This is a genomic window from Microbacterium sp. AG1240 (genome assembly GCF_003635115.1).
Taxonomy (GTDB): Bacteria; Actinomycetota; Actinomycetes; order Actinomycetales; family Microbacteriaceae; genus Microbacterium.
Genome location: NZ_RBXJ01000001.1, coordinates 644,807 through 670,451 on the forward strand (window position 1 = coordinate 644,807; position 25,645 = coordinate 670,451).

General features: G+C 71.1%; 19 protein-coding genes. 15 read left to right on the plus strand and 4 right to left on the minus strand.

The window, feature by feature from the left end; genetic code table 11:
• Positions 1 to 11 precede the first annotated feature (11 nt).
• Entirely contained in the window at positions 12 to 1,058 is a 1,047-nt protein-coding gene (locus tag DEU34_RS02980; protein WP_183042337.1) for an ABC transporter substrate-binding protein, read from the minus strand.
• A 123-nt stretch (positions 1,059 to 1,181) separates the two neighbouring features.
• On the opposite strand from DEU34_RS02980, the gene DEU34_RS02985 reads away from it, so the two are divergent.
• From DEU34_RS02985 to DEU34_RS16410, 5 genes are all read left to right on the plus strand, one after another.
• The gene (locus DEU34_RS02985; RefSeq protein WP_183042338.1) at positions 1,182 to 2,375 is read left to right on the plus strand and encodes a hypothetical protein; all 1,194 of its coding nucleotides are present in this window, start codon (positions 1,182 to 1,184) and stop codon (positions 2,373 to 2,375) included.
• Positions 2,376 to 2,656: 281 nt separating this feature from the next.
• A complete protein-coding gene (locus DEU34_RS02995; protein WP_310793498.1) occupies positions 2,657 to 3,202 on the plus strand; it encodes a CrcB family protein in 546 nt (181 codons plus the stop codon).
• Complete coding sequence (gene crcB / locus DEU34_RS03000) at positions 3,199 to 3,576, plus strand: fluoride efflux transporter CrcB (RefSeq protein ID WP_121148737.1); 378 nt, start codon at positions 3,199 to 3,201, stop codon at positions 3,574 to 3,576. Before DEU34_RS02995 ends, crcB begins: the two co-directional genes overlap by 4 nt.
• Before the next feature lie 84 nt (positions 3,577 to 3,660).
• Positions 3,661 to 4,170 (plus strand): septum formation family protein, encoded by a 510-nt coding sequence (locus DEU34_RS03005; RefSeq protein ID WP_121148739.1) that lies wholly within the window; start codon positions 3,661 to 3,663, stop codon positions 4,168 to 4,170.
• A gap of 17 nt (positions 4,171 to 4,187) precedes the next feature.
• Positions 4,188 to 6,563, plus strand: coding sequence for a LuxR family transcriptional regulator (locus DEU34_RS16410; RefSeq protein ID WP_121148741.1), 2,376 nt, complete (start codon positions 4,188 to 4,190; stop codon positions 6,561 to 6,563).
• On the opposite strand, the gene DEU34_RS03015 is transcribed toward DEU34_RS16410, so the two are convergent.
• Entirely contained in the window at positions 6,467 to 7,660 is a 1,194-nt protein-coding gene (locus DEU34_RS03015) for an MFS transporter (protein ID WP_183042339.1), read from the minus strand. The genes DEU34_RS16410 and DEU34_RS03015 overlap by 97 nt on opposite strands.
• 176 nt (positions 7,661 to 7,836) lie before the next feature.
• Here DEU34_RS03015 and DEU34_RS03020 point away from each other — a divergent pair, with 176 nt between their 5' ends.
• The 4 genes from DEU34_RS03020 to DEU34_RS03035 all read left to right on the plus strand — a co-directional run bounded on the left by DEU34_RS03020 (position 7,837) and on the right by DEU34_RS03035 (position 17,477).
• Positions 7,837 to 11,082: a VWA domain-containing protein gene (locus DEU34_RS03020; RefSeq protein ID WP_183042340.1), complete on the plus strand. Its 3,246-nt coding sequence runs from the start codon at positions 7,837 to 7,839 to the stop codon at positions 11,080 to 11,082.
• Between the two features lie 215 nt (positions 11,083 to 11,297).
• On the plus strand, positions 11,298 to 11,534 hold the full coding sequence (locus tag DEU34_RS03025; protein WP_121148745.1) for a hypothetical protein: 237 nt from the start codon (positions 11,298 to 11,300) through the stop codon (positions 11,532 to 11,534).
• Positions 11,531 to 11,971, plus strand: coding sequence for a BLUF domain-containing protein (locus tag DEU34_RS03030; protein ID WP_121148747.1), 441 nt, complete (start codon positions 11,531 to 11,533; stop codon positions 11,969 to 11,971). Before DEU34_RS03025 ends, DEU34_RS03030 begins: the two co-directional genes overlap by 4 nt.
• Before the next feature lie 322 nt (positions 11,972 to 12,293).
• Positions 12,294 to 17,477, plus strand: a complete 5,184-nt coding sequence (locus tag DEU34_RS03035; protein ID WP_259460010.1) for an S-layer family protein — start codon at positions 12,294 to 12,296, stop codon at positions 17,475 to 17,477.
• Between the two features lie 66 nt (positions 17,478 to 17,543).
• On the opposite strand, the gene DEU34_RS03040 is transcribed toward DEU34_RS03035, so the two are convergent.
• Positions 17,544 to 18,257, minus strand: a complete 714-nt coding sequence (locus tag DEU34_RS03040; RefSeq protein ID WP_121148749.1) for a TetR/AcrR family transcriptional regulator — start codon at positions 18,255 to 18,257, stop codon at positions 17,544 to 17,546.
• Between the two features lie 127 nt (positions 18,258 to 18,384).
• Between DEU34_RS03040 and DEU34_RS03045 the strand changes: the two genes are divergently transcribed.
• Together DEU34_RS03045 and DEU34_RS03050 are read left to right on the plus strand one after the other, a co-directional pair.
• Complete coding sequence (locus tag DEU34_RS03045) at positions 18,385 to 19,158, plus strand: mechanosensitive ion channel family protein (protein WP_121148751.1); 774 nt, start codon at positions 18,385 to 18,387, stop codon at positions 19,156 to 19,158.
• A 471-nt stretch (positions 19,159 to 19,629) separates the two neighbouring features.
• Entirely contained in the window at positions 19,630 to 20,523 is an 894-nt protein-coding gene (locus tag DEU34_RS03050; RefSeq protein WP_121148753.1) for an SDR family oxidoreductase, read from the plus strand.
• Positions 20,524 to 20,687: 164 nt separating this feature from the next.
• On the opposite strand, the gene DEU34_RS03055 is transcribed toward DEU34_RS03050, so the two are convergent.
• Positions 20,688 to 21,419 (minus strand): alpha/beta fold hydrolase, encoded by a 732-nt coding sequence (locus tag DEU34_RS03055; RefSeq protein WP_121149689.1) that lies wholly within the window; start codon positions 21,417 to 21,419, stop codon positions 20,688 to 20,690.
• A 132-nt stretch (positions 21,420 to 21,551) separates the two neighbouring features.
• Here DEU34_RS03055 and DEU34_RS03060 point away from each other — a divergent pair, with 132 nt between their 5' ends.
• The 4 genes from DEU34_RS03060 (at position 21,552) to DEU34_RS03075 (ending at position 25,622) form a co-directional block, all read left to right on the plus strand.
• Positions 21,552 to 22,592 carry a hypothetical protein gene (locus tag DEU34_RS03060; protein WP_121148755.1) on the plus strand — a complete coding sequence of 347 codons (1,041 nt, stop codon included), beginning with the start codon at positions 21,552 to 21,554 and terminating at the stop codon, positions 22,590 to 22,592.
• Positions 22,589 to 24,136, plus strand: a complete 1,548-nt coding sequence (locus tag DEU34_RS03065; protein ID WP_220659918.1) for a GMC oxidoreductase — start codon at positions 22,589 to 22,591, stop codon at positions 24,134 to 24,136. The genes DEU34_RS03060 and DEU34_RS03065 overlap by 4 nt, the downstream gene beginning before the upstream one ends.
• Before the next feature lie 185 nt (positions 24,137 to 24,321).
• On the plus strand, positions 24,322 to 25,158 hold the full coding sequence (locus DEU34_RS03070; protein ID WP_121148759.1) for an alpha/beta fold hydrolase: 837 nt from the start codon (positions 24,322 to 24,324) through the stop codon (positions 25,156 to 25,158).
• A 131-nt stretch (positions 25,159 to 25,289) separates the two neighbouring features.
• Positions 25,290 to 25,622 carry a sigma factor gene (locus DEU34_RS03075; RefSeq protein ID WP_121148761.1) on the plus strand — a complete coding sequence of 111 codons (333 nt, stop codon included), beginning with the start codon at positions 25,290 to 25,292 and terminating at the stop codon, positions 25,620 to 25,622.
• The last annotated feature ends 23 nt before the right edge of the window (positions 25,623 to 25,645 follow it).

Below are 25,645 nucleotides of genomic sequence, written 5' to 3' on the forward strand. Positions count from 1 at the left end.
GAGTGCGGGGCTCAGCCGAACAGGGCGGTGATCTCGTCGTCGGTCATGCGGGTGTTGACCCACAGGCTGTCGGGCAGGTCGTCGCGCACGAACTCGGTGAGGTTCTCGGACGTGATGACCTCGGGGTCGAGGATGTCGTCCTTCGTGACCTCGGTGCCCGAGAGGGCGGCGAGGGCGTTCTCGAGCGACTGCGCCGAGATCCAGGTGGGCTTGGCGACCGCGATGCAGTCGAAACCGGTCTCGCCGGCGGCGACGAGCGACTGCCACTTCTTCAGCAGGCCGTTGCTGTCTTCACCGGTCATCGGCACGAGCGGCACGCCCGCGGCCTCGAACGCCTCGATGGCGCCGAGCGTCATCGACCCGCCCTGCGACCACACGCCGTCGATGTCGGGGTTGGCCGCGAGCACGGCCTCGACCGCGGTCTTGGTCGTGGCCTGGTCCCAGCCGCCGTCGATCGTGGAGACGACCTCGATGCCGGGGTTCTCGTCGAAGACGGCCTGGGCTCCCGCGTAGCGCAGGTCGCTCGTGGGGATGCCGGCGATGCCGTTGATGGCGATGATGCGGCCCGAGCCGCCGAGCTTGTCGACCAGCCACTCGGCGCCGGTCGCGCCGAACGACTCGTCGTCGACGTTCACGTAGGAGGTGTAGTCGTCGGTCTCGGCGCCGGAGGCGTTCAGGATGACGTCGATGCCCGCGGCGGAGGCCTGCTGCAGCACCGGCACGATGCCCTCGGGCGAGATGGGGGTGACGATGATGGCGTCGACGTTGCGGGCGATCATCGACTGCACGTTGGAGATCTGCTTCTGCGCGTCGTTGTCGGACTGCGTCATGATCACGTCGGAGATCTGATCGGCGTCGCGCTTCGTGGCGGCCGTGAACTCCGCCTCGAGCTGGGCCGACCAGGTGTTGCCGACGAAGTACGAGTCGTAGCCGATGACGTAGGTGCCGTCGGCGGCCGGGGTCTCGCTCGCGCCGTCGGTGCAGGCGGAGAGGGTGAGTGCGGTCACGGCGGCGACCGCGGCGAGCGTCGTCGCGCGCTTCCAGGTAAAGGTGTTCATGCTGCCCTTCGGGTTGGTGATGTCGGGTGGGTGCGAGGGTGGAGCGTGGCCATACACTCGCACTTGACCGGTCAACCCGTCAAGTGCTGAAACGTAACGTTTACACGCCGAGGAGACACAACGATGCCGCCCCAGACCCGCTCCGCCAGCCTCTACACCTTTCCGAGCGACCTCGTCGACGACGGCGTCGACCGCGTGATCGACGACGCCCGCAGGGGCGGCTTCGACACGCTCGCCGTCGCCCTCGCCTACCACCAGGCCCGTGACGTGGTGCCCCACCCGCGGGGTCCGCGGCTGAGGTACCGGCGCGACGGGGTGTTCTTCGAACCCGACGTCGAGAAGTGGGCGAACTCTCCGATGCGACCGTCCGTGCAGTCCGCGCAGGAGCGGGCGGCGGTGGCCGAGCTGCTCGCCGCGCCCGACCGGCCCGCCGTCGAGTCGTGGACGGTGTTCCTGCACAACACGGGCCTCGGCGAACAGCATCCGTCTGCCGCGACCGAGAACTGCTTCGGCGACCGGATCCTGTCGAACCTCTGCCCGGCGGCACCCCTCGCCCGCGCCTACGCGCTGGCGCTCGCCGACGACGTCTCCTCTCGCGGGCTCGACGTCGTCGCCGAGGCCCTGAGTCAGCAGACCTTCGGCCACGGCCACCACCACGAACGCAGCTTCGCTCCGGTGGGCGCCGGCGATGAGACCCTGATGAGCCTGTGTTTCTGCGGGGCATGCGTCGAACGCGCGGGCGATGTCGACACCGCATCGCTCGCCGCACGCTGCCGGGAGCGAGTGGATGCGGCGTGGGCCGGTGCCGCGGCGCTGCCGGCCACGCGAGACGCCCTCGCCGAGGCGATCGGAGACGATCTGCTCGCCTTTCTCACCGCCCGTGAGCGGGCGGTGACCGACCTCGCCGGCGAGGTGGCCGCGATCGTGCGCTCCCGCGGACAGCGGCTCGTGTTCATGGACCTGACGGGGGCCGTGCTCGGCTACGACGACGGACGCCCGCGCGACGCGCTCGCCGCCGACCAGGCGTGGCGGCTCGCGATCGATCCGGCGGCCGTCGCCTCCGAGGTGGACGCCTACGCCGTGCTCGGGTACGCGCAGGACCCCGCGCGACTGCACGACGACGTCGCGTCGGTGCGGGCGGCGATCGGCGAGCGGGAGTTGCGCGTGATTCTGCGCCCCGGCCATCCCGACACGACCTCGGCCTCGCACTGGCGCGAGAAGGACGCCGCCGCGATCGCTGCGGGGGCCGACCGCGTCGACGCCTACAACTACGGCATGGCCCCCGAGCACGTGCTGGCGCGGCTGACGCGCGACTGACGGGCACGGTCGGCGGCGACGGGCGGCCTCCTCCCGTCCGGGCCGACGCACCCGTCGGGCCGAGAGACGGCGATCTCCCCCCTCACCGCCCCGGCGCGTATCGGAGGCGCGGCGACCGAGGGATACTCGAACGAAGCGCCGATCGAACCCAGCTCGATCGGCACCACCTCCGACACGTTCGACGCGATCGCCGCAGCAAAGGGGAACGGAATGGCCCGCACGAGTTCCTATCGCTCCGTCGAGACCGCGGCGCACAGCGACGGCCTCCGGTGCGCACTGCGATGAGCGATCCCCACGACCCGGCCACCCGCAGGAGGGATGACCCCGGCAGCATGCTGCCCCTCGACAGCGATACCGAGGTATCGGATACGCGGCCGTCGGGGCCGGCCCGGCCGATCCACCTCCGGTGGCGGTACATCGGCCTGGTGTTCATCGGCGGAACCGCCGGAACCGCCGCGCGCGAGGCTCTCAGCCTCGCGATCCCGTCGATCAACGGCATCCCGGTCGCGATCCTGCTCATCAACGTCGTCGGCGCCCTGTTCCTCGGTGTGCTGCTCGAGGCGCTCGCCCGGCGCGGGGCAGACGAGGGGCGCAGGCGGATCCTGCGGCTGCTGCTGGGCACAGGATTCGCCGGCGGGTTCACCACCTACAGCGCACTGGCGTCCGACACCGTCTTCCTCCTCATCGACGGCGATACCTGGGTCGGGCTCGGATACGCCGCCACGACCGTCGTCGTCGGGGCGCTCGCCACCGTGGCGGGGATCTCGCTGGCCGCCGCGCATCATCGCCGACGGCACCCGAACGCCGAACGGGAGGGCGTGTCGTGACTCCGGTGCTCTTCCTGGCGTTGTCGGTCGCGGGCGGAGTCGGTGCGGCGCTGCGCCTCGTCGTCGACGGCACCGTCAAGGCCCATACCCGAACCGCGTTCCCCATCGGCACGATGATCATCAACATCACCGGTGCGTTGCTCCTCGGCTTCGTCACCGAGATCGCCTTCCGCGGCATCCTGCCGGATGCGGCGCGCCTCATCATCGGAACAGGGCTGCTCGGCGGGTACACCACGTTCAGTACCGCCAGCTTCGAAAGCGTGCGCCTCATCCAACAGCGACGGTACGGTGCGGCTTTGCTCAACACCGTCGGGATGGTCGCCCTCGCCGTCGTCGCCGCTCTCGCCGGTGCCGGACTCGGAGGCCTGCTCTGAACCGGGTTCCGCCGGCTGTGCCCCGTCCGCGGCGGGCCGCAGACATTCGCTAGGGTGAGAGCGCCGACCTCACAGGAGACTCACATGCGCTCGCTCGCCCGTTCCACGTTCGCTGCCATCGCCCTCGCGTCGGTCGTCGCCCTCGGCGGATGCTCCGCCATCCAGGGGCTCATCAGCGGCGGCGGCGAGACCGTCGCGCGCGACGCCGACACGCAGGAGGTCACCGAGGGCGGAACGGCCGATGTCTTCGCCCTCAACGTCGGCGACTGCCTGCAGGAGGCGACCAGCGAAGAGGTCTCGCAGGTCGAGGCGGTGCCCTGCGGCGACCCGCACGACGACGAGATCTACTTCGAGTTCACCCTGCCCGACGGCGAGTTCCCCGGCCAGGAGGCCATCTACTCCGCGGCCGACGAGCAATGCCTGCCGCAGTTCGACACCTTCGTCGGGCTCGCCTACGACCAGTCGGTGCTCGACTGGTACCCGTACGTGCCGACCGAGGGCAGCTGGACCGAGGGAGGCGACCGCGTCGTGCAGTGCGTGATCTACGAACCCAACGTGCGCACGACCGGCAGCCTCGCCGGAGCCGCCCGCTGAGAGCGGACCCTGCGGGAATGACGCAGCACGAGGGGATGACTCTGCCCCCGCGCCCCGTCTCAGCCTCGGTCTCGCGGCCGCGGCTGCTCGACGTGCTGTCGTCGGAATCGTCGGTGGTCGTCGTGATCGGACCCCGCGGAGCCGGCAAGACCGTGCTGCTGTCGGAGTGGTTCTCCACCCGGACGGATGCAGCGTGGCTCGGCGTCGGGCCCCTGCCCGACGCGCTGCCGACGGCTCGAACGCTCGTGATCGACGCGGTCGACGACCTGCCCGCGGACGATTGGGGACGGCTTGACCGCTGGCTCGTCGAGACCCCGGGTGCACGCCTGCGCGTCGGCGCTCGCGCCCCGTTCCTCGCGATGAGCGAGTGGGACGCCACGATCGTCCACGACCTGGCATTCACGCGCGCCGAACTCGCCGACTACCTCGGCCAGCGCGGATCGACGGCCGACCCGCGGACGGTGCTCATGGCGACCGGCGGACTCCCCGACGCCGTGCGTCTCGTCACGCAGATCGGGGCGACCGCGCGGCGCGACATCGACGCGCTGCTCGCCCGGGTGTGGGCCGATGCAGCGCTCGCCACGGAGGAAGCGCGCCTCGCGATCCCCGTGACCCTGACCCCCGATCTCGTGGCCGAACTCGGCGGCCCCGCCGACTTCTTCGAGCGTGCCGTGCGGCGGGGCGACGGCGCGTGGGTCGGCGGCCCCTCGGGTCTCGCCTTCGCCCTGACGGCGCCGGTGCGCGCCGCGACGCTCGCCCGGCATGCGGTCGACGCTACCGATCACCGCGACGTGCGGGAGCGGGCTGCCGAGGCGCTGCTCGCACAGGGGTCACTCGCGCCGGCGATCGTCGAGGCGGTCGACGTCGGGCGGCTCGACCTCGTCGACACCGCCCTCAAGAACGGCGGACTGGCTCTGCTGTCGGCGCACGGCCCGACCCTGGTCGCTCTGCTGCAGGGCATCCCGACGGCGCGGTTGCGTCAGCATCCGGTCATCGCGCTCTCGCTCGGCGTCATGTACAACGCGCGTCGGCAGCACCGGCTGCGCGCGCTCGAGATGTTCGCGATCGCCCTGGTCGGCATGCAGACAGCGCCGCGCTCGTCGTCGGACCGCGCCCTGCTGCGCGCGCTCGAGAGCATCGCCCGGCGCCTCACCGGCGTCGGCGACGGCGGAGTGCGCGCCGCGCGCAGCGCGTCGGCCCAGCTGAGCGAGCTGCCCACGGCCGAATCGGAGCAGCTCGAGGCCCTGCGCGGCGACCTGCGCGTGCACCTCGGCGTGAGCCTGCTCTACGGCGGGCACCCCGACGAAGCCCGCACCGAGTTCGAGCGCGCGGTCACGGGAGCCGTCCGCCCGAGCGTGGAGCTCATGGCGATCGGCGGAGTCGCCCTCACCCACGCGCTCGCGGGCGACGTCCCCGATGCGCGTCGCTGGATCGCCACCGCCGAGGAGCGCACGTGGGCGGAGGGCATCCTCGACGAGTACCCCGGCAGCATGCTGCGCATCGCGCAGGCGCGCGTGGCGCTCGAAGACGGCGACCCCGCCACATCCGTCGCCTTTCTCGACCGCGTATGGCCCATCATCGACACGATCGAGCACTGGCCCCTTCTCGGGGCCGTGCGCGCGCTGGCCGACCACGCCTCGGGCCGGCCCGAGGAAGGACTCGCGCGACTGCGCAGCCTGCGGTCGCACCGCGGCGCGAGGATGCGCTCGTCCAGGCCGGCGGCGCGCATGCTCGACGCCACAGAGGCTGCGCTCGCCCTCGCGGCCGGCGACCTCGTCTCGGCGCGGCGGCTGACGGTGCACCGGTCGGACGGCGCCGCGGTGCGGCTCGCCGTCGCGCGCGTCGCGCTCCACGACGGCGAGCACGAACGGGCCCTGCGGCTGATCGCCGACACCCGGCCGGCCACGCCCGACCAGCGCATGGCCTACCTCGCGACGAGCGCGGTCGTGCTGCGCCGGCTCGATCGGCGCGACGAGTCCGACGCCCTCGTGCGGCAGGTCGGCGCGATGCAACGCGCGCTCGGACTCCACACGCCGCTGCTTCTCGTCGCGGCGGGGGAGCGCGAGCTCTTCGTGCATCCGTACGCGGCGGCGGCCGCCGCATCCGTGCCGACGGCCCCGCCTCGGCTCACCCCGCGAGAGGCCGTCGTGCTCGCCGAACTCGCCCGCACCGCCCACGTCGACGAGGTCGCCGCGCGCCTGCACGTCTCACCCAACACGGTGAAATCGCAGCGGCGCACCCTGTATCGAAAACTCGGCGTAACTCGCCGCGAAGACGCCCTCGCGGTCGCCGTCGCTCACCGGCTGCTCGACGGCACCGACGATCGCACGCGCGAGATCACGGCGGCCGACGCGAACACCAGCACCGAGGCGAGCGCGAACAGAACCACGTAGTCGTTCGCGGTCGCGACGAGAACGATGCCCGCGATCGTGGGGGCGAGGGTCTGGGGCAGTGTCGTAGCGAGCCCGAGCACCCCGAGATCGCGTCCGCTGTCGGCACGCGACGGGAGCAGGTCGATCATGAGGGCGAGGTCGGCGGTCAGGTAGACGCCCCGCGCCACGCCCGCGATCGCCGCGTAGACGGTCAGGCCGGCGAGGTCGGTCCAGAAGATCGGGACGATGAGAGCGGCGCCGATGACGACCGACGCCGCGATGATCCAACGCACGCGGTGCCCCTTCACGACCACCCCGCCGAGGGCCGCGCCGGCCACGAGACAGACGATGTGCAGCCCGATCACCCGGCTCGAGATGCCGCCGGCCTCGTCGACAGAGGCCGAGGTGAACGCCATCACGACGTACAGCAGATATCCGAGCACGAGCTGGTGGCCGAGCACGAGCACGAACCGCGCGGCGAAGACGAGCCGGAGGTCGCGGCTCGCCCAAGCGCGCCGCCAGGGCAGCGTGACGGATGCTGCGCGGTCGCGCGGGCGGTCGCGCTCGACGAGCACGAAGCCCACCATCGCGACGACCAGCACGACGGCGAGGCCGGCGTAGGCCGCCCCGACGGTGGAGACAGTCGCGCCGGCCACGACCGTGCCGCCGGCGACCCCGATGGCGATCCCCGCCCCGTAGAACGCGGACGCCCGGGGGAGGGACGCCGGCGGCACCCGATCGGCCATCACCGCATCGAGCGGCCCCTCGACGAGGTTCAGCAGCGGCTGCACGATGATCCAGCCGATCGCGATCGCGACGACCGACGTGGCCTGGCCGAGCGCGACGAGGGCGACGGCCGCGCCGATCGCTCCGCCCGCGATGAAGGGAGTGCGGCGTCCGAACCGCGAGCGCGTGCGGTCGGACACCATGCCGAACACCGGACGCAGCACCACGGTCAGCGCCGAAGAGGCCGTCATCGTCACCGCGAGAGCGGCTTCCTTACCCGCCGGGTCGGCGGTCGCGATCTGCGCCGGAACGAGGATGCCGGCGACGGCGCCGTACATCGCGTTCAGCGCGAGGCTCGCCACGAGGAGAGACCAGAAGAGGCGGCGAGGCACTCGCGGCATCCTGCCAGAACTCGCCCGGCTCGGAGAAACCCGGGGTGAAACCGGGGGTGAAAAGCGCCGGTGTCCTCCGAACGGGGGACACTGGGATTCCAGACTCATGCGCGGCAGGAACCCGCCTGCCGCGTCGGCCCCTCTCTGTCAGGTGCCCCTTCAAGGAGTCCGAAATCGTGACGTCATCACGTCTTCCCCGTCCATCGCGCGGGAGATCCGCGCGCACCACCGGGCGCGCCCTCGTCGCCGCCGTCGTCGCCTCGGCGCTCACCCTCGCCGGCGGAGTCGCCGCGCACGCGGTCGAGTCGTCGGTGCCCGTCGCCCCGAACCCGGCGCTCGCCGACCACTGCGACCTCAACCTCGCCATCAGTCTCGACCTGTCGAACTCGGTCACCGACCCGCAGCTCGCGCAGGCGCGCTCCGAGCTGGCGGGCCTCGCCGCCGCACTCGAGGGCTACCCGGTCAAGCTCGCCATGCACACGTTCGCCTCGAACGCGCCGGCGACCTCCGCCGCATCCAATGCGCCCCTGCCCCTCACCTCGCTCAGCACCGACACGGGCGTGCAGGCCTTCGACTCCTACGTCAAGGGTGTGCAGCGCCCCGCCCAGGCCCAGGGCGGCACGAACTGGGACCGCGCGCTCGCCGCGGTCACCTCCTCGACCGAGTCGTACGACGCCCTGCTGCTCGTGACCGACGGCAACCCCACGCAGTACGGCAGCCCCGCTCAGGGGCCCGGGAGCTCCACCAACCAGGCCACGATCGACGCCGCCGTCACCAGCGCCAACGCGCTCAAGGCCGAGGGCGTCCGCGTCATCCCGATCGGCGTGCAGGACAACCTCAGCGGGCAGCCGCTGGCGGAATTCCGCCAGCACGTCGCGCAGGTGTCGGGCCCGACCCAGGGGAGTGACTACTACCTCGCCGGCTTCAGCGGCCTGCGGTCGACGCTGCTCGACATCGTCAACGCGAACTGCGCCACGATCGACCTCGAGAAGACCGGCACGCTCGCGGTCGGCAGTCTCGGCAACGTCGGTGACACGGTCGACTACGACTTCACCGTGACCAACACGGGCGCCGTGCAGCTGCGCGACGTGCAGCTCTCCGACCCCAAGCCCGGTCTGTCGGCGGTCACGTTCGGCACCTGGCCGGGCGCGACCGGCACCCTCGATCCCGGTCAGTCGGTCAGGGCGACGGCCGCCTACACCCTCACCGCGGCCGACGTAGCCGCCGGCGAGGTCGGCAACACGGCGACGGCGACCGGTCTGCCCCCGGCAGGCTCCCGCGTCAGCGACGAATCGCCCGCGCTCGTCGTGCTGCCCGACCCCGTGCCCGCGATCGGCCTCGACAAGACCGGAGTCCTCACCGGAGACACCGTCGCCTATACCTTCGTCGTCAGCAACACCGGCACCGTGCCACTGTCGGGCGTGACGCTGGCCGATGAACTGCCGGGCCTCTCCGCGATCACCTTCGGCACCTGGCCGGGAGCCACCGGCACCCTGGCGCCGGGGCAGAAGGTCACCGCCACCGCGTCGTTCACGCTCACCCAGGCAGACCGCGACCGGGGCGCCATCGCCAACACGGCCACGGCGACGGGTACCCCGCCGACCGGACCCGCCGTCACCGACGAGGACGACGTCGAGCTGCCCGTTCCCCAGGCTCCGGGCATCTCGCTCGACAAGACCGGCGTGCTCGAGAGCGACGGCATCCGCTACTCGTTCGTCGTCACGAACACCGGCAACGTCACCCTCTCCGGCGTGACCCTCGCCGACGCGCTGCCGGGCCTATCGGCGATCACCTTCGGCACCTGGCCGGGAGCCACCGGCACCCTGGCGCCGGGGCAGAAGGTCACCGCGACCGCGTCGTACGCGCTCACGCAGGCCGACCGCGACCGCGGCGAGGTCGAGAACACCGCGACCACCACCGGCACCCCGCCGAAGGGCGGGAACGTCACCGACACCGACGAATTCACCCAGCCCCTCGCGACGAACCCCGGGATCGACATCGTCAAGACCGGCGTGCTCGAGGGGGACACCATCGCCTACACGTTCGTCGTCACCAACACGGGCGACGTGACCCTCTCGGGCGTGACCGTCACCGACCCGCTCCCGGGGCTGTCGGCCGTCACCTTCGGCGCGTGGCCCGATCAGGCGGGCGTGCTCGCGCCCGGACAGAAGGTCACCGCGACGGCGGCCTACACGCTCACCCAGAACGACCGTGACAACGGAGAGGTCGTCAACACGGCGACCACCGGCGGCACCCCTCCCACGGGACCGCGCGTCACGGACCAGGACGGCTTTGACCAGCCCGTGCCGACGGCACCCGGCATCGGGCTGGTCAAGGTCGGAGCCCTCGACGGCGACACGATCGGCTACACCTTCACCGTCACCAACACCGGCACCGTCACGCTGCGCGGCGTCGAGCTGAGCGACGAACTCGCGGGTCTCTCCGACATTCTGTTCGGCGCCTGGCCGGCGACACCGGGAACGCTCGCCCCCGGGCAGTCGGTGACGGCCACCGCGTCGTACGAGCTCACCCAGCCCGACCGCGACCGCGGAGAGGTGCTCAATACCGCCACCGCCATCGGCACCCCGCCGCAGGGCGACGACGTCACCGACGAGGACGATGCCGAGGTTCCGGTACCGCAGGCCCCCGGCATCCAGCTGGTGAAGTCGGGCGAGCTCGAGGGCAGCAGTATCCGCTACTCGTTCGAGGTCACGAACGTCGGCGACGTGACGCTGCGCGGTGTGACGATCGAGGACGAGCTCGACGGGCTCTCCGACCTCGTGTTCGGTGACTGGGGGGCGACCGAGGGTGAGCTCGCCCCCGGACAGTCGGTCACCGCCACGGCGGGCTACGTCCTGGCGCAGGCCGACCGCGACGCGGGCTCGGTCGTCAACGTCGCCGAAGTCACCGGTACCCCGCCCGGCGGCACCGACGTGACCGACGACGACTCGGTCGAGGTTCCCGTGCCGCAGAACCCCTCGATCGATCTGGAGAAGACTGGTTCGCAGGACGGCGCGCTCGTGCGCTTCTCGTTCGCGATCACGAACACAGGCGACGTCACCCTCCACGGGGTCGCGCTCTCTGACGAACTCGCCGGGCTCTCGGCAATCTCGTTCGGCGCCTGGCCGGGCGAGGAGGGCGTGCTCGCCCCCGGACAGTCGGTGACCGCGTTGGCGGTCTACGTCGTGACCGACGCCGACCGCGCCACCGGAGCCGTCGTGAACGTCGCCCAGGCAACGGGCACGCCGCCGACCGGTTCGAGCGTGATCGACGAGGCCGACGTGCGTGTGACGATCGTCGCGGCGCTCGCCGCGACCGGCTTCACCGCCGAGCGCCTCGGATCCGTCGCGCTGTTCGCGATGCTGACGATCGCGCTAGGAGCGGCCGCGGTCGCGACCGTGCGACGCCGGAGCCGCGCTTGATCGCCTGACCGCCGAGCGGGCCGCCCCGGGACGCGTTCCCGGGGCGGCTCAGTCGGTTCATGGGGCGGCGCAAGGCGGTGGGGAGCGCAGCATCCGTTCGCGACACCGCCTAGCACAAACCCCCTTTCGATCGGTATGCCCGGATCGGTGTCGGGGGTCGCGGTTATGTTCGGATACGACTCCTCATCAGAGGGTCGCGAGCATGGGAGAAGCGAGTGAGCACGGTTGAGGTCGATCGTCCCGGAGCGGGGGTCGTCTGGGCGCGCGTGGAAGACGGCTTCCACGTGGGCAGCAGGGGTGGAGAATTCCTCGGCTACATCGATCGACAGCGCGACGGCCGCTGGCTGGCGTGCGATCTCTTCTCGCGGGAGGTCGGGCTGTTCGCCGACCTGACGGCGGCCATGAAGGCCCTGACCGAGGTCGAGGCCTCCGAGCGGTCGCGCCGACGATGACCGCGCAGATGCTGTCGATCCTCTATTCGAGCACCGCCGTCGAACCTTTCGACGATGACCGGCTGCTCGCCCTGCTCCAGCAGAGCCGGGCGAACAACGAGCGCCACGATCTCACCGGGATGCTGCTGTATCGCGGCGGCCGCTTCGTGCAGGTGCTGGAGGGCCCCGAGTCGACGGTGCGTGAGCTGGTCGAGAAGATCGGACGCGACCCGCGGCACACGAATATGCGGATGCTGTTCGAAGAGCCCATCACCGAGCGCCAGTTCGCCGGGTGGACGATGGGGTACGAACCGATCTCGGAGCCCCGCGAACAGAAGCCGCCGGCGTTCCGCGACACCTTCGACGACCTCGAGGTCGGCGACGACGCCACGGCCACGCTGCGCGCCGTGCGCGAACTGAGCCTCTGGTTCCGCGTGCGCGCGGCACGCGCGCAGTAGCCCGGCGGCGCCGGCGTTCGACCATGCGTGGGCGCGCGCGCGGCGTCGCGAGCGTAGGGAGACGGCGCCGACGGAGCACGATTCGCGGAGGATCGTCCTGCCTGCGCGTCTTCGCCTACGCCGGTGACGCGTAGAGCGCCGGGCGCGCGGGCTTCGTGGGGTTCACGTTGCGCGCACCGCATGTAAACAGGTACGGTGGCCGAAGTAGACGCGCATGCCGCTGAGGCGTGCGTCGAGTCACTCCGACTGAGGCCACTCGCGCGGCGAAGCTCGATTTCGCGCGCCCGCGTGCTCCTCGTCGACGATCTGGGGGAGTAGCCACGTGTCATTTCGTCGCGCCCGAAAGCGCCATCGCGTCCTCGCGAATCCGCACCGCTCGACCGATGCTCGTCGACCGAGCGCGTGGCGGAAGGCCGTCGGCCTGCTGGCCGGCGCCGCCGTCGTCGCCTCGTCGCTCGTCGTCGCGGGAGCGGTCACGGCAGCACCCGCCGTCGCCGCCGACCCGTTCTCGTGCACCCCCGGTTCGGTGTTCGTGCAGAGCTCGACGGAGGTGCGCGAGTTCGACGTCACCGCGAACGGCGGCACCCTCGGCGGCACGAGCTTCGGCTCCGGCCACTCCGACAACGGCCTCGGGGTGTCGGCGGGAGGCCGGTACGCCTACACCGTGACGAACACGTCGGCGAGCAAGACCCTGGCGAAGCACGACCGCGCCACCGACACGACGACGCGCACGAACTTCACCCTGAACTCCTCCGTGCTGCGCGGCGCCGTGCACCCGGCCACCGGCGTCTACTACTTCGCCAGCGGCACCATCGACAACGCCATCAACATCTACGCGTGGAACGAGAGCGTCTCGCCGCAGACCTTCGTCCAGGTCGGTACGTTGCGCCCCTCTGCCGGCAGCAGCGCCTTCGGTCTGAACGGCGACATGGCGTTCAGCGCCTCGGGCCAGCTCGTCATCGTCGCCGACCGCCACATCTACTCCGCCGACCTCCCACTCGCCCTCACCCCGAGCACGGCCACGATCAGCGCCAAGCAGGTGCACGACATGGGCGCGGGCATCCAGGGCAACGGCATCGCCTTCGGCAACCTGGGCCACATCTTCGTCTCGGTCAGCGGAGGCGGAAATCGCATCATCGAGGTCGATCTCGGGCGAGGGGTGACGGTCAACACCACGAGCCTCGGCGGCTTCGCACCGACGGACATGGCGAGCTGCACGTTCCCGAACACGCTCACGCTCAAGAAAGACGTCCCCGGAGGACGACACGCGTCCACCGACCAGTTCGCCCTCGCCGTCGACGCGCCGAGCGGCTATCTCGTGCCGCGGACGAGCATCACCACGACCGGTGGCGCGACGGGCGTGCAGGCCGAGTACGCCGGACCCATCTTCACCAACCAGGGCGACACGTTCACCCTGTCCGAATCGGCCGCCGGCACCACGGATCCCGACCGATACGCCTCGTCACTGAGCTGCGTGCAGCCGAACTCCGACGGCACCACGTTTCCCGTCACGGTGCTGTCGGGCAACCGGGTCGTGCAGCCCGCGGGCAACCTCGGCACCGATGTGGTGTGCACCTTCGTCAACGACCGCCTGGTGCCCGACCTCGAGCTGCGCAAGACCTCCGACCCGGTCGGCGGCACGCCCGTCGCCGCGGGTCAGCGGATCACCTACACCGTGGAGGCGGAGAACACCGGCAACACCATGCTCGACCCGGTCGCCGTCGCGGACGACCTCTCGGGTGTGCGAGCGCACGCCGAGTACCAGGGCGACGTGACGACCGCGGTCGACGGCACCCCCGTGTCGTCGGGCGCCGCGACGATCACCGGCGACGACCTCGCCTGGACCGGCGCGCTCGAGCCCGGCCAGATCGTCACCATCACCTACTCGGTCATCGTCGACGACGATGTCGCGGGTCAGACGATCGCGAACAGGGTCACGGCGTCCGGCACCCCTCCCGGTCCGTTCCCGCCGGTCATCCCGCCCGTCGTGACGACCGAGAACCCCGTGGGCGGCTTCGAGATCGCCAAGACGGCCGACCCCGCATCCGGCACCGTCGTCGAGCCCGGGCAGACCATCCAGTACACGGTGACCGGTACCAACACGGGCGCCACCGCGCTCGACCCGGCGACGATCACCGACGACCTGTCGGGCGTCTTCGCACACGCCGCCTACAACGACGACATCGTCACCGCGGTCAACGGCGTCGAGGTGGCCTCGGGCGCCGCCGCCATCGCAGAGGACGACCTGACGTGGACCGGCGCGCTGCAGGCCGGCGACATCGTGACCATCACCTACTCGGTGACCGTCGCCGACGATGCCTCCGGGCAGGTGCTCGACAACTCGGCCACAGGATCGGCCACCCCCACCACCCCCGACCCCGACGACCCGAGCGGTCCGCCGATCCCCGGCGAGCCGATCGTGCCCCCGACGGTCACCACGCAGCATCCGGTCATCGGGTCGGGCTTCACGATCAGCAAGACGGCCGACCCGGTCTCGGGAACGGCCGTGGAAGCCGGCGACACGATCGTCTACACGATCGTGGCGACCAACACCGGTGACACCCAGCTCGACCCCGTCGAGATCGCCGACGACCTCTCGGCGGTGCTCGACAACGCCCGTTACAACGACGACGTCGCGGCCGACCGCGGTACCGCGAGCGTCTCGGGCGACGAGCTGACCTGGAACGGCTCGCTCCCGACGGGTGCGTCGGCGACCATCACGTACTCGGTGACGGTCGACGAGGGGGTGCGCAGCGCGCTGCTGCGCAACACCGCGACGGGCGACGCGACACCGCGGATCCCCGTCGATCCGACCGACCCCGAGAGCCCGACCACCCCGGGTGCGCCCCTCACTCCGCCGCCGGCCGAGACGCAGCATCCCGTCGTCGACAACGGCTTCGAGATCGTCAAGGCGGCCGACCCCGCCTCGGGCACCGCCGTGCGCGCCGGCGACACGATCACGTACACCGTGACCGGCACGAACACGGGCAACACCGTGCTCGACGCGGCATCGATCAGCGACGACCTGTCGGCCGTTCTGGCGGGCGCTCGGTACAACGACGACGCCTCGGCGACGGTCGGCGAGGTTCGCGCAGACGGGAACACCCTCACCTGGCGCGGCACCCTCGCCCCAGGAGACGCGGTCGTCCTCACCTACACGGTGACCGTGAACGACGATGCGACCGGCGTGCTGCTGCGCAACACCGTCGAGGGAGGGGGCACGCCGCTCATCCCCGACGACCCGACCGATCCCGACAGCCCGACGACCCCGGGTGAGCCCGTGACGCCGCCTCCGGCGACCACCGAGCACCCCGTCGTGAACCCCGGGTTCGAGATCGCCAAGTCGGCCGACCCCGCCAGCGGCACGCGCGTCGACCCCGGCAGCGTGATCCGGTACACGGTGACCGGCACGAACACGGGCGACACCGCGCTCGATCCCGTCAAGCTCACCGACGACCTGTCGGGCGTGCTCGCGAACGCCGCCTACAACGGCGACATCTCGGCCGACCGCGGCGACGCGGTGGTGACGGGCGACATTCTCACCTGGAACGGAACGCTCGCACCGGGCGCCGCCGTGGTGATCACCTACTCGGTGACCGTCGCCCCCGGCGCGGGCGGCGAATCGATCGACAACGCGGTGTCGGGCGAAGCGACCCCGCTGATGCCCGAAGACCCGAGCGACCCCGACAGCCCGACGACGCCCGGCGTACCCGTCGTGCCGCCGATCGTGACCACCGAGCACCCGATCAACGAGCCCGGCTTCACGTTCGCGAAGACGGTCGACCCGGCATCCGGTACCGCGGTCGACCCCGGCCAGGTGCTCACCTACACCCTCACCGGCACCAACACCGGTGAGACGGCGCTCGATCCCGTCGACATCGTCGACGACCTCTCGGGCGTGCTCGAGCACTCGTCGTACAACGGCGACGCCGTCGCGACGATCGACGGAGAGCCCGCAGCGGCGCCGCTGGTCGCGGGCGACGAGCTCACGTGGACCGGTTCTCTCGAGGTCGGCCAGGCCGTCACCGTGCGCTACACGGTGACGGTGGGGCCGGATGCTGCGGGCACCGTTCTGGCGAACTCGGCCCGCGCCGAGGCCACGCCGCCGGGAGGCGCGGAGATCACCCCGCCGCCCGTGACCACGAAGACGCCCGTGAACCTGCCCGGGTTCTCGGTGTCGAAGAGCGCCGACCCCGCGACCGGCACCGCCGTCGACCCCGCCAGCGTCATCACCTACACGGTGACCGGCGTCAACACCGGTGAGACCGCGCTCGACCCGGTGACGATCGTCGACGACCTGTCGGGCGTGCTCGACCACGCGGAGTACAACGACGATGCGACCGCGACCATCGGCGGCTCGGCGAGCACGGCTCCCACGGTCGCCGAGGGACGCCTGTCGTGGACGGGTGCGCTCGCCGTGGGGCAGACCGTGACGGTCACCTACTCGGTCACGGTCGATGCCGACGCCGGGGGAGCGGTTCTCGAGAACGTCGCGAGCGGCTCGGCGACGCCCCCGGGCGGGGTGCCGCCGATCGAGACGCCGCCGGCGACCACGCAGCATCCGGTCAACGAACCCGGCTTCGCGCTCGTCAAGACCGCCGACCCCGCCTCGGGCACCCGCGTCGACCCCGGCAGCGTCATCACCTACACGGTGACGGGCATCAACACCGGTGAGACCGTGCTCGACCCGGTGGTGATCAGCGACGACCTCTCGGCCGTGCGTGCGAACGCCGTCTACAACGACGACGCGGTCGCGTCGGTGGGAGGATCGCCGGTCGAGGCTCCCGCGGTCCACGGCGACACGCTCTCGTGGCGCGGGACGCTGGCCATCGGAGAGCGGGTCACGATCACCTACTCGGTGACGGTGAACGGCGACGCGGGCGGCGCGACGATCACGAACGTGGTCGACGGTGTCGCCACGCCCCCGGGAGGGGCCGTGATCACGCCGCCGCCGACGACCACCGAGCACCCCGTCGGCACGCCCGGTTTCGCGTTCGAGAAGTCGTCGAACCCGGGATCCGGTGCGGTCGTCGCCGCCGGCAGCGTCGTGACGTACACCCTCACCGGCACGAACACGGGGGAGACCGCGCTCGACGAGGTCGTCATCACCGACGACCTCGGTCAGGTGCTGCCGCACGCCGTGTTCAACGACGACGTCGTTGCCACGGTCGGTGACCGCACGGTCGCCGCACCGGTGCGGACGGGCGCGGAGCTCGCGTGGACCGGCGCCCTCGCCGAGGGCGAGACCGTCACGGTGACGTACTCGGTCACCGTGAAGGCCGACGCCGCCGGTCAGACGCTGAAGAACGTCGCGGTGTCTACGGCTACACCCCCGGGCGGCGAGACGATCACCCCGCCCGCGAGCGAGACGGTGCACCGCGTTCTCACGCCCCTCGCCGTCACCGGCGGGCAGATCGCCCCCTGGATCTTCGATGTCGGCGTGCTGCTGCTTCTCGGCGGCGGCGTACTGCTGGTCGTTCGTCGTCGCCGACGCTCCGCCGACTGACGGCGGCGCCACGTGACCGCGAAACGGGGCTCATCATCGCGATGGGCCCCGTTTCGCGTCGGTGCATCACTGCGAGAGGTCGCGACTCAGACGGTCGAGCAGGTTCTCGAGCGACACCTCGAACTCCTCGTCGCTGCGGTCTTCGCTGAGCAGCACCCGCAGTCGGCTCACCTCCGGGGCGTGGGCCAGGTTCATCTCGCCGTCGCCCTCGGGGATCGTCGCGTCGCCCTCGTCGAGCGGCTCTTCGACGGGGCCCGTCTCGGCCCCGCGAACGGCCGATTCGAGAAGCAGCTGCCCGAGCAGGAAGCTGCTGAACGATCGATAGGCGTCAACGGCCTGCTGGTCGGAGAAACCGTGCCCGATCAGCGTGCTGAGGAACGAGTTCACGATCTCGACGCTGCGCAGCGGCGGCCGCAGCCAAGGGGCCGCGGGGTGGCGGGTGGCCACGAGCGGGAACGCCATCGGGTGCTCGATCGCGATGCGGCGCACCTGGTGCGCGACCGTCTGCAAGAACCCCTGCCAGTGGTCGGTCACCTCGCCGACGAGGTTCTCGTTGAGGTCGGCCATCAGCAACGCGACGACGCCCTCGAGCAGATCCTCTCGCCCGTGCACGTAGCGGTACAACGACATCGCCTCGACGTCGAGCTCCTGGGCGAGAGATCTCATGGACAGCCCCTGGGCGCCCGTGCGATCGATCTGGTCCAGCGCGGTCGCGAGGATCAGATCGCGGCGCAGCTTCGGCTCCGCGGGGCGCCCCGGCTTCTTGGTGTGACGTGCCACAGGGTCGCCTCCTTCGCGCTCGCCCCATTATCGCGTTTGCCCAGTGCTGTCTACCGAGACCGAGGCAGCCGCCGAAAGGAGAGACTTACGCTGTAAGTTTTCGCATCGTCGTCCTGAAGGGACAATCATGAACTTTCCCCAAGCGCTGGAAGGGGGGCTTGCGGCCGTCATCGCGTTCGTGCCGCTCGCTCTGCTGTTCCTGCTCATCCTCATCGTCGGCCTCGTCGTCGCGAAGCTGATCTCCAAGGGCCTCGAGAAACTGTTGGAGAAGGTCGGATTCGACCGTCTCGTCGAACGCGGCGGCATCAAGAAGGCCCTCGCGAAATCGAAGCTCGACGCGTCCGACATCGTCGCCAAAATCGTCTATTACGCGCTGGTGCTGTTCGTGCTGCAGTTCGCGTTCGGAGTCTTCGGGCCCAACCCGGTCAGCGATCTGCTCGAGGGCATCATCGCCTTCCTGCCGAAGATCATCGTCGCGATCGTGATCGTCGTGATCGCCGCGGCCATCGCCGCCGGCGCGAAGGCGCTCATCCAGAACACCCTCGGCGGTCTGTCGTACGGAAAGATCCTCGGCAACATCGTCGCGATCTTCATCCTGTTCCTCGGCATCACGGCCGCGCTGAACCAGGTCGAGGTGGCCACGACCGTCACGACGCCGATCCTCATCGCGGTGCTCGCGATCATCGCCGGCGTCATCATCGTCGGTGCCGGTGGCGGCCTCATCAAGCCGATGCAGCAGCGCTGGGAAGCCCTGCTGACCAAGGCGGAGGAAGAGGCGCCGAAGATCCAGCAGGAAGCGCAGAAGGCCCCCTCGGTCGCCGACCAGGCCTCGCAGGCCGCGCACCAGGCGCAGGCCGCGACCCGCAGCCAGCCCCAGCGTCCGCCGCTTCCGCGCGGCTGACACGTCACCACCTTCGGGCCGATCCTGCCGCCGGGCGGGGTCGGCCCTTCGGCGTCTCGGGACGGGGCGGGCGTAGGAGATGGTGCCGGCGTAGGACGATCCGCGGCGCTGCATACTGTGTGCGCGTCTTCTCCTGTGCCGGGAATGCCGGGAGCGGATGCGGCGTGCCGGCCGCGGCTGCGCAGCATCCGGCCTCGCAGCATCCGGCCTCGCGGGATACGCGGGGGACGGGTCGAGCGCAAGCCCGGGATCACCCGGATCATCGCGACCTACGGTGAGGCTTCCCCCGAGAGACGAGTCACCCATGTTCCGCTTCCTCCTCCGCTTCGCCCCCGTGCTCTACCCGATCGCACGAAAGCTCTGGCGCTCGCGTCAGGCCAAGAACGGCCCGCAGACCCCGCCTCCTGGCACCACGCGCCGCTGAGCGCAAGGGTCGGCCCGAGCCCGGGACGAGCGCCTAACGTTCCGGGCATGGCTGATCAGTACACCTTCGACAACCCCGTCACCCGCTACGCCCGCGTCGAGCCTCCCGTGCAGCACCAGAGCGAGCCGGGCGTGCAGGGCGAGATGACCCCCGTCCCCGACCTCGGCGAGAAGACGTACCGCGGTAGCGGTCGCCTCACCGGCCGGAAGGCCCTCATCACCGGCGGCGACTCCGGCATCGGCGGCGCCGTGGCGATCGCCTTCGCGCGCGAGGGCGCCGACGTGGCGATCGTGCACCTGCCCGACGAGCAGGCCGACGCCGACCACGTGCTCGAGCTCGTGCGCGAGGCCGGACGCACCGGCGTCTCGATCGCGACCGACATCTCGGATGCTGCGGCCTGCCGCGCGCTCGTCGCCGAGGCCGCCGAGGCGCTCGGCGGGCTCGACATCCTCGTGAACAACGCCGGCAAGCAGGTGGCCGTCGACCGCGTGGAAGACCTCAGCGACGAGCAGTTCGAGGAGACCTTCCGCACGAACGTGTTCGCGAACTTCTGGATCACGAAGGCCGCTCTCGCGCACCTTCCGGCCGGCGCGAGCATCATCAACACCGCGTCGCTGGAGGCCTACAAGCCCGCGCCCGACCGGCTGGACTACGCCGCGACCAAGGCCGCCGTGAACAACCTGTCGAAGGGGCTCGCTCAGCAGCTGGCACCCCGCGGGATCCGCGTCAACATCGTCGCGCCCGGCCCGACCTGGTCGGCGCTGCAGGTCAGCGGCGGCGTCTCGGACGAGCAGATGAAGGCCTTCGACGACGAGAGCACCTACCAGCGCGCCGGGCAGCCCGCCGAGATCGCACCCGCGTTCGTGTTCCTCGCCTCGGCCGAGTCGAGCTACGTCTCGGGCGAGACGCTGAACGTCAACGGCGGCATGGTCACGCCGTAGCGCGCGGGTTGCGCTCGTCGAGATGTCACGACACCCGGATGCGCGCGGGCTGCGCTCGGTGAGATGCCACGACATTCGGACGGGCGCGGGAGCGAGTCCGGGTGTCTTGGCATCTGAATGGATGCGCGCGGCGACGGATGCGGCGCGGCAGGCCGGATGCGGCGCTAGAGGAGGTCGGCGATCGCGTGGAAGGTGAGGTCGGGATCTTCGAGATGCATGTCGTGATGGAGGCCCGGAAGACGGCGGATCTGCCAGCCCGCGTGCTCCAGACGCGCAGCGAAGGCGTCGGGCAGCACCGCCGGCGAGTCGTCGGAGAGCACGACCGTAGACGGCACGGCGGGTGCGGCCACCGCGACCGGATGGAACGCGACGTCGCGAAACACCCCGACGGCCATACGGGTGTCGAAGCGTTCGCGAGCCCGGGAGAGAAGGTTGCGGATGTCGGGGTCGTAACCGGCCCGGACCTTCGCGCCCTTCCGAGCCTGCAGCGCTCCGGCCACTCCCATCGACAGCGCGGGAACGGCCCAGAAGAACCTGCCCGCAACGCCCGTCGTGGGCAGGGCGAGGGCGAAGCCCGGGTCGAGGTAGATCGCGCGGCGCGGCGTGAGCCGGTCGACCGCCCGCACCAGCACCGACCCGCCGAGCGAATGACCGATCACGGCATCGAGGCCGACGGGCAGGGCGGTCGAGACGTCGTCGGCGAAGTCGTCGAGACGGTACGACGTCGCGCGTTCACTCCTGCCGTGGCCCCGCAGATCGAGGGTGGTGACCGTGTATTCGCCGGCCCGCAGCATCCGATCGACGAGGGGCCGCCACGTGTCGCCGTCGCCGCCGAGTCCGTGAACCAGGCCCACATGCCGTGAACCATCGCCGACCGTGGTGGTGTGCAATCGCATCGTCACAGTGTCACAGGCCCGGCGCCCGGGCGGAACGTCACAGGCCCGGCGCCCGGGCGGAACGCGTAGAGGATTCTCGGGGCGCAGCGCAAGCCGCCCCGAAAATCCGCGCGGTGCCCGAATGTTGTCGTCATGCTCGTTTCGAACACGTCTGCTCCCGTCATCGTCTGCGCCCTGCCGGGGTTCGCGGAGCGCGTGGGGCCGATCGACGGCGAGGTCGACGTGCGACATGTCGAGCTCGCCGATCTCGACCACGTCATCGCGCAGCTGGCCTCCTGCGACGGCCGGCGCTTCGTGGTGGCCGGCGGGGGCGCGGAGGCCGCGGTCGTCGCCGCGGTCGTGGAGCGGCTGCTCAGCGGCGAGGCCCCGGTCTTCGGGCTCGTCGGGGTGGTGCTGGCGGAGCCCGAGGGCGACCTCGGGACCGAATCGTTCGACCTTCCGACGCTGGTGATACCCGACGCCGCGACGCGACTTCTGCGATCCGCGGCCTCCGACGGCGCGCAGCACATGGCAGACGAAGCCTCCGAAGCGGTGCGCCGCACCTTTCCGCGAGCCCGCGCCGGCGAGCTCGCCGAATTCATCGCGCGCGAGATCGCGCCGGCACCGGCGGTGCCCGAAGACTGGGCACGCCTCATCGCCTCGGATCGCGTCGACGTCGAGGTGCGCAGCATCCTGTCCCGTCGCGCTCTGCCCGACGACGCCGAGTATGCCCCGCGAGAGATGGATGCGGCGCAGTTGACGCTGCTGCGCGAGATCGCCGACCTCGTCGTGCCGCAGGACGGCCCGGCGATCGACCTCGCCGCTCGCGTCGACGCCCAGCTCGCACGCGGCGAGGGCGACGGGTGGCGCAACGCGGCGCTACCGCCCGACCCCGACGCCTACCGCACGGGGCTCACGGCGCTCGCCGATCGCTGGGCCGGGGAGGAGACCCTCCGCTCCGCGATCGAGGGCGAGCTCGAGACGGGCGGACCGTTCTCGGCCGCACAGCTGATGGCGTGGCTGGAAGACGTGCGGGTCGATCTCGTGCGCCAGTGGCTCGCCCACCCCGCCACCGCGGCCAAGGCGGGATTCGACGGCTTCGCCACGGGCGGCACCGTGCTGCCTCTGCGCGGGTTCACCGAGCTCGGCAGCGCAACACGAGAAGCATGGGAACCGGCGGGGGTGAACGCGTGAACCTCGACAGCATGCGCACCTTCGCCGACGACGAGATCGTCGACGTCGTCGTCGTCGGAACCGGTGCCGGCGGCGCCCCGCTCCTGGCCGAGATGGCCCGTCGCGGCCTGAGCGCGGTCGCCCTCGAGGCCGGCCGCAACTTCGAGCTGACCGACTTCACCCCCGACGAGACCGAGGCGGTGCGCATCAACTGGATGTCGGAGCGCCTCAGCGGGGGAGAAGACCCCACCGCGTTCGGTCCGAACAACAGCGGCATCGGGGTCGGCGGCTCCACCCTGCACTGGGGCGCGTTCTCGCCTCGCCCCGACCGGCGCGACCTGCGCCTGCGCACCGAGACGGGTGAGGGGCGCGACTGGCCCCTCGACCCGGAGGAGCTGCTGCGCTACGTCGCCCGCGTCGAGAGCGACATCGGCGTCTCGGGTCCCGTGCCCTACCCGTGGGACCCCGACCGCGCCTACGCCTACAAGGCGCCGGGTCGCAACGGCTCGGCCGACATCGTGGCGCGCGGGGCGAGCGCTCTGGGCATCCGCACCGCCGACGCCCCCGCCGCCGTGCTCACGCGCGCACGTTTGCAGCCCTCCTTCGGCGAACGCGGCGCCTGCCAGTCGTGCGGCGCCTGCCACCAGGGCTGCCGGTTCGGCGCCAAGGCCACGACGGCCACCACGTACCTTCCGGCGGCGGTGTCGTACGGCGCCGAGATCCGCGCGGAGTCGATGGTGCACGGCATCGAGCTCGACGCTCGCGGCCGGGTCGCGGCGGTGCTCTATCGCCGAGACGGTGTCGACCGCCGACAGCGCTGCCGCACGCTCGTTCTCGCGGCGGGCGGCATCGAGACCCCACGCCTGCTGCTGCACACGGGGCTGGCGAACTCGAGCGGCCAGGTCGGACGCAACTTCCTCGCGCACGGCGCCACCCAGGTGTGGGGGCGCTTCGACGAGTCCGTGCGCGGCCACCGCGGGTACCCGTCCTCACTCATCAGCGAGGACATGCTGAGGCCCGCCGACGCCGACTTCGCGGGCGGTTACCTCATGCAGAGCCTCGGCGTCATGCCCCTCACCTACGCCACGACCCTCGCGCGCGGCGGCGGGCTGTGGGGCCGGGAGCTCGTCGAACGCACGCTCGACGCGCGCATGTATGCCGGAATCGGCATCAACGCCGATTGCCTGCCCTCGGACGACAACCGGCTCGAGCTGGTCGACGAGCTCGACGAATGGGGCATCCCGCGCGCTCGCATCGACTTCACCGCCGGCGCGAACGAGAAAGCGCTCGACGCGCACGCCACCCGCACGATGGAGAACATCATGCGCGCCGCCGGGGCGAGCGACACCATCGTGCTGGCACGTACCGCGCACACGGTGGGCACGTGCCGTATGTCGGCCGACCCGGCCGACGGCGTGGTCGACGCCGACGGGCGGTCGCACGACATCCCGAACCTCTGGATCAGCGACAACTCCGTGTTCCCCAGCGCCCTGGCCGCGAACCCGGCGCCCACCATCATGGCGATGTCGCTGCGCACCGCAGACCGGATGCTGGCCTCGGCGTAGCATCCGTCTCTCCACCGTGCTCGACCGTCGGAGGATCATCGCCGCGTCGGAGGATGCGGCGGCGATCCTTCGATGACGGTGCGTTTCTCCGACGGGGTGAGGCCCGTGAAGGAGGGCACTAGCGAGTCGGGGCGCATTCGTCAACGCTTGGCTCGGGGCAAGGTTCGCGGCGCACGATGTCGGGCATGACAGAGATCACCGCACACCACGGATTGCTGACCGACATCAACCTGCACGTCGACGACACCGGCGGATCGGGCCGCCCGGTCGTGCTGATCCACGGCTGGCCGCTCTCGGGCGAGTCGTGGTCGGAGCAGGTTCCGGCCCTCGAGAAGGCCGGCTACCGCGTCATCACCTACGACCGCCGCGGCTTCGGGCGCAGCGACAAGCCCCGCACCGGCTACGACTACGACACGTTCGCCGATGACCTCGCGGCCGTTCTCGCGGCTCTCGACCTGCGCGACGTCACGCTCGTCGGCTTCTCGATGGGCGGCGGCGAGGTCGCACGCTACGTCACGAAGCACGGCACCGATCGCCTGAAGAGCGTCGTGTTCGCCGCCGCCGTCCCGCCGTACCTCAAGAAGAGCGACGACAACCCCGAGGGCCCGCTCGACGACGAGACCGCCGGCGGCATGGAGAAGGGGCTGCGCGAGGACGAGACGAGCTTCTACCACCAGTTCACGACCGACTTCTTCTCGGTCGACGGCAAGCTCACGGTGAGCGACGCGCAGCAGGCCGACGCCGAGCGCCTCGCCAACCAGGCCGACCACCACGCCGCCCTGAAGTCGATGGAAGCGTTCGCCACCACCGACTTCCGCGACGACCTGCCCAACGTCACTGTGCCGGCGCTCATCATCCACGGCGACAGCGACGGCACCGTGCCCTTCGAGGGATCGGGAAAGCGCACCCACGAGGCGATCGTCGGCAGCGAGCTCGTGCTCGTCGAGGGCGCGCCCCACGGCCTCAACGTCAGCCACAAGGAGCAGTTCAACACCGCGCTCCTGAGCTTCCTCAACCGCTGAGCCGCCCTCGCGCCGTCGACGACGCCCGCACTCCCGCACGGGGTGCGGGCGTCGTCTCGTTCACCTACCATCCCGCACCCGCCCTCAGCAACGGCCCGGTGCCGAGACCCGCCGAATGTGACGATCATCACGTGACAACGCTTCTCCCCGCCCCGGTCGACGACGGGGTCTTCCCGCCCGATCTCGACGAGCTGATGGCACGGGTCGCGCAGGGCGACACCGAGGCCTTCGCGGAGGTCTACGACCTCTCGTCGAGCCGGGTGCTCGGCCTCATCACCCAGATCGGTCGCGGACGCGCCCCCGCCGAGGAGATCATGCTCGACGTCTTCACGACGGTGTGGCGCACAGCGCCCGAGTACCGCGCGTCCGACGGACCGGCCTGGGCCTGGGTCGTGCGGATCGCCGCACGCCTGGCGATCGCCGACCGGCGACACGCCCACCCCGGCGTTGCAGCGACCTCATAGCCGAGGAGAGGATGCTGGAAGAT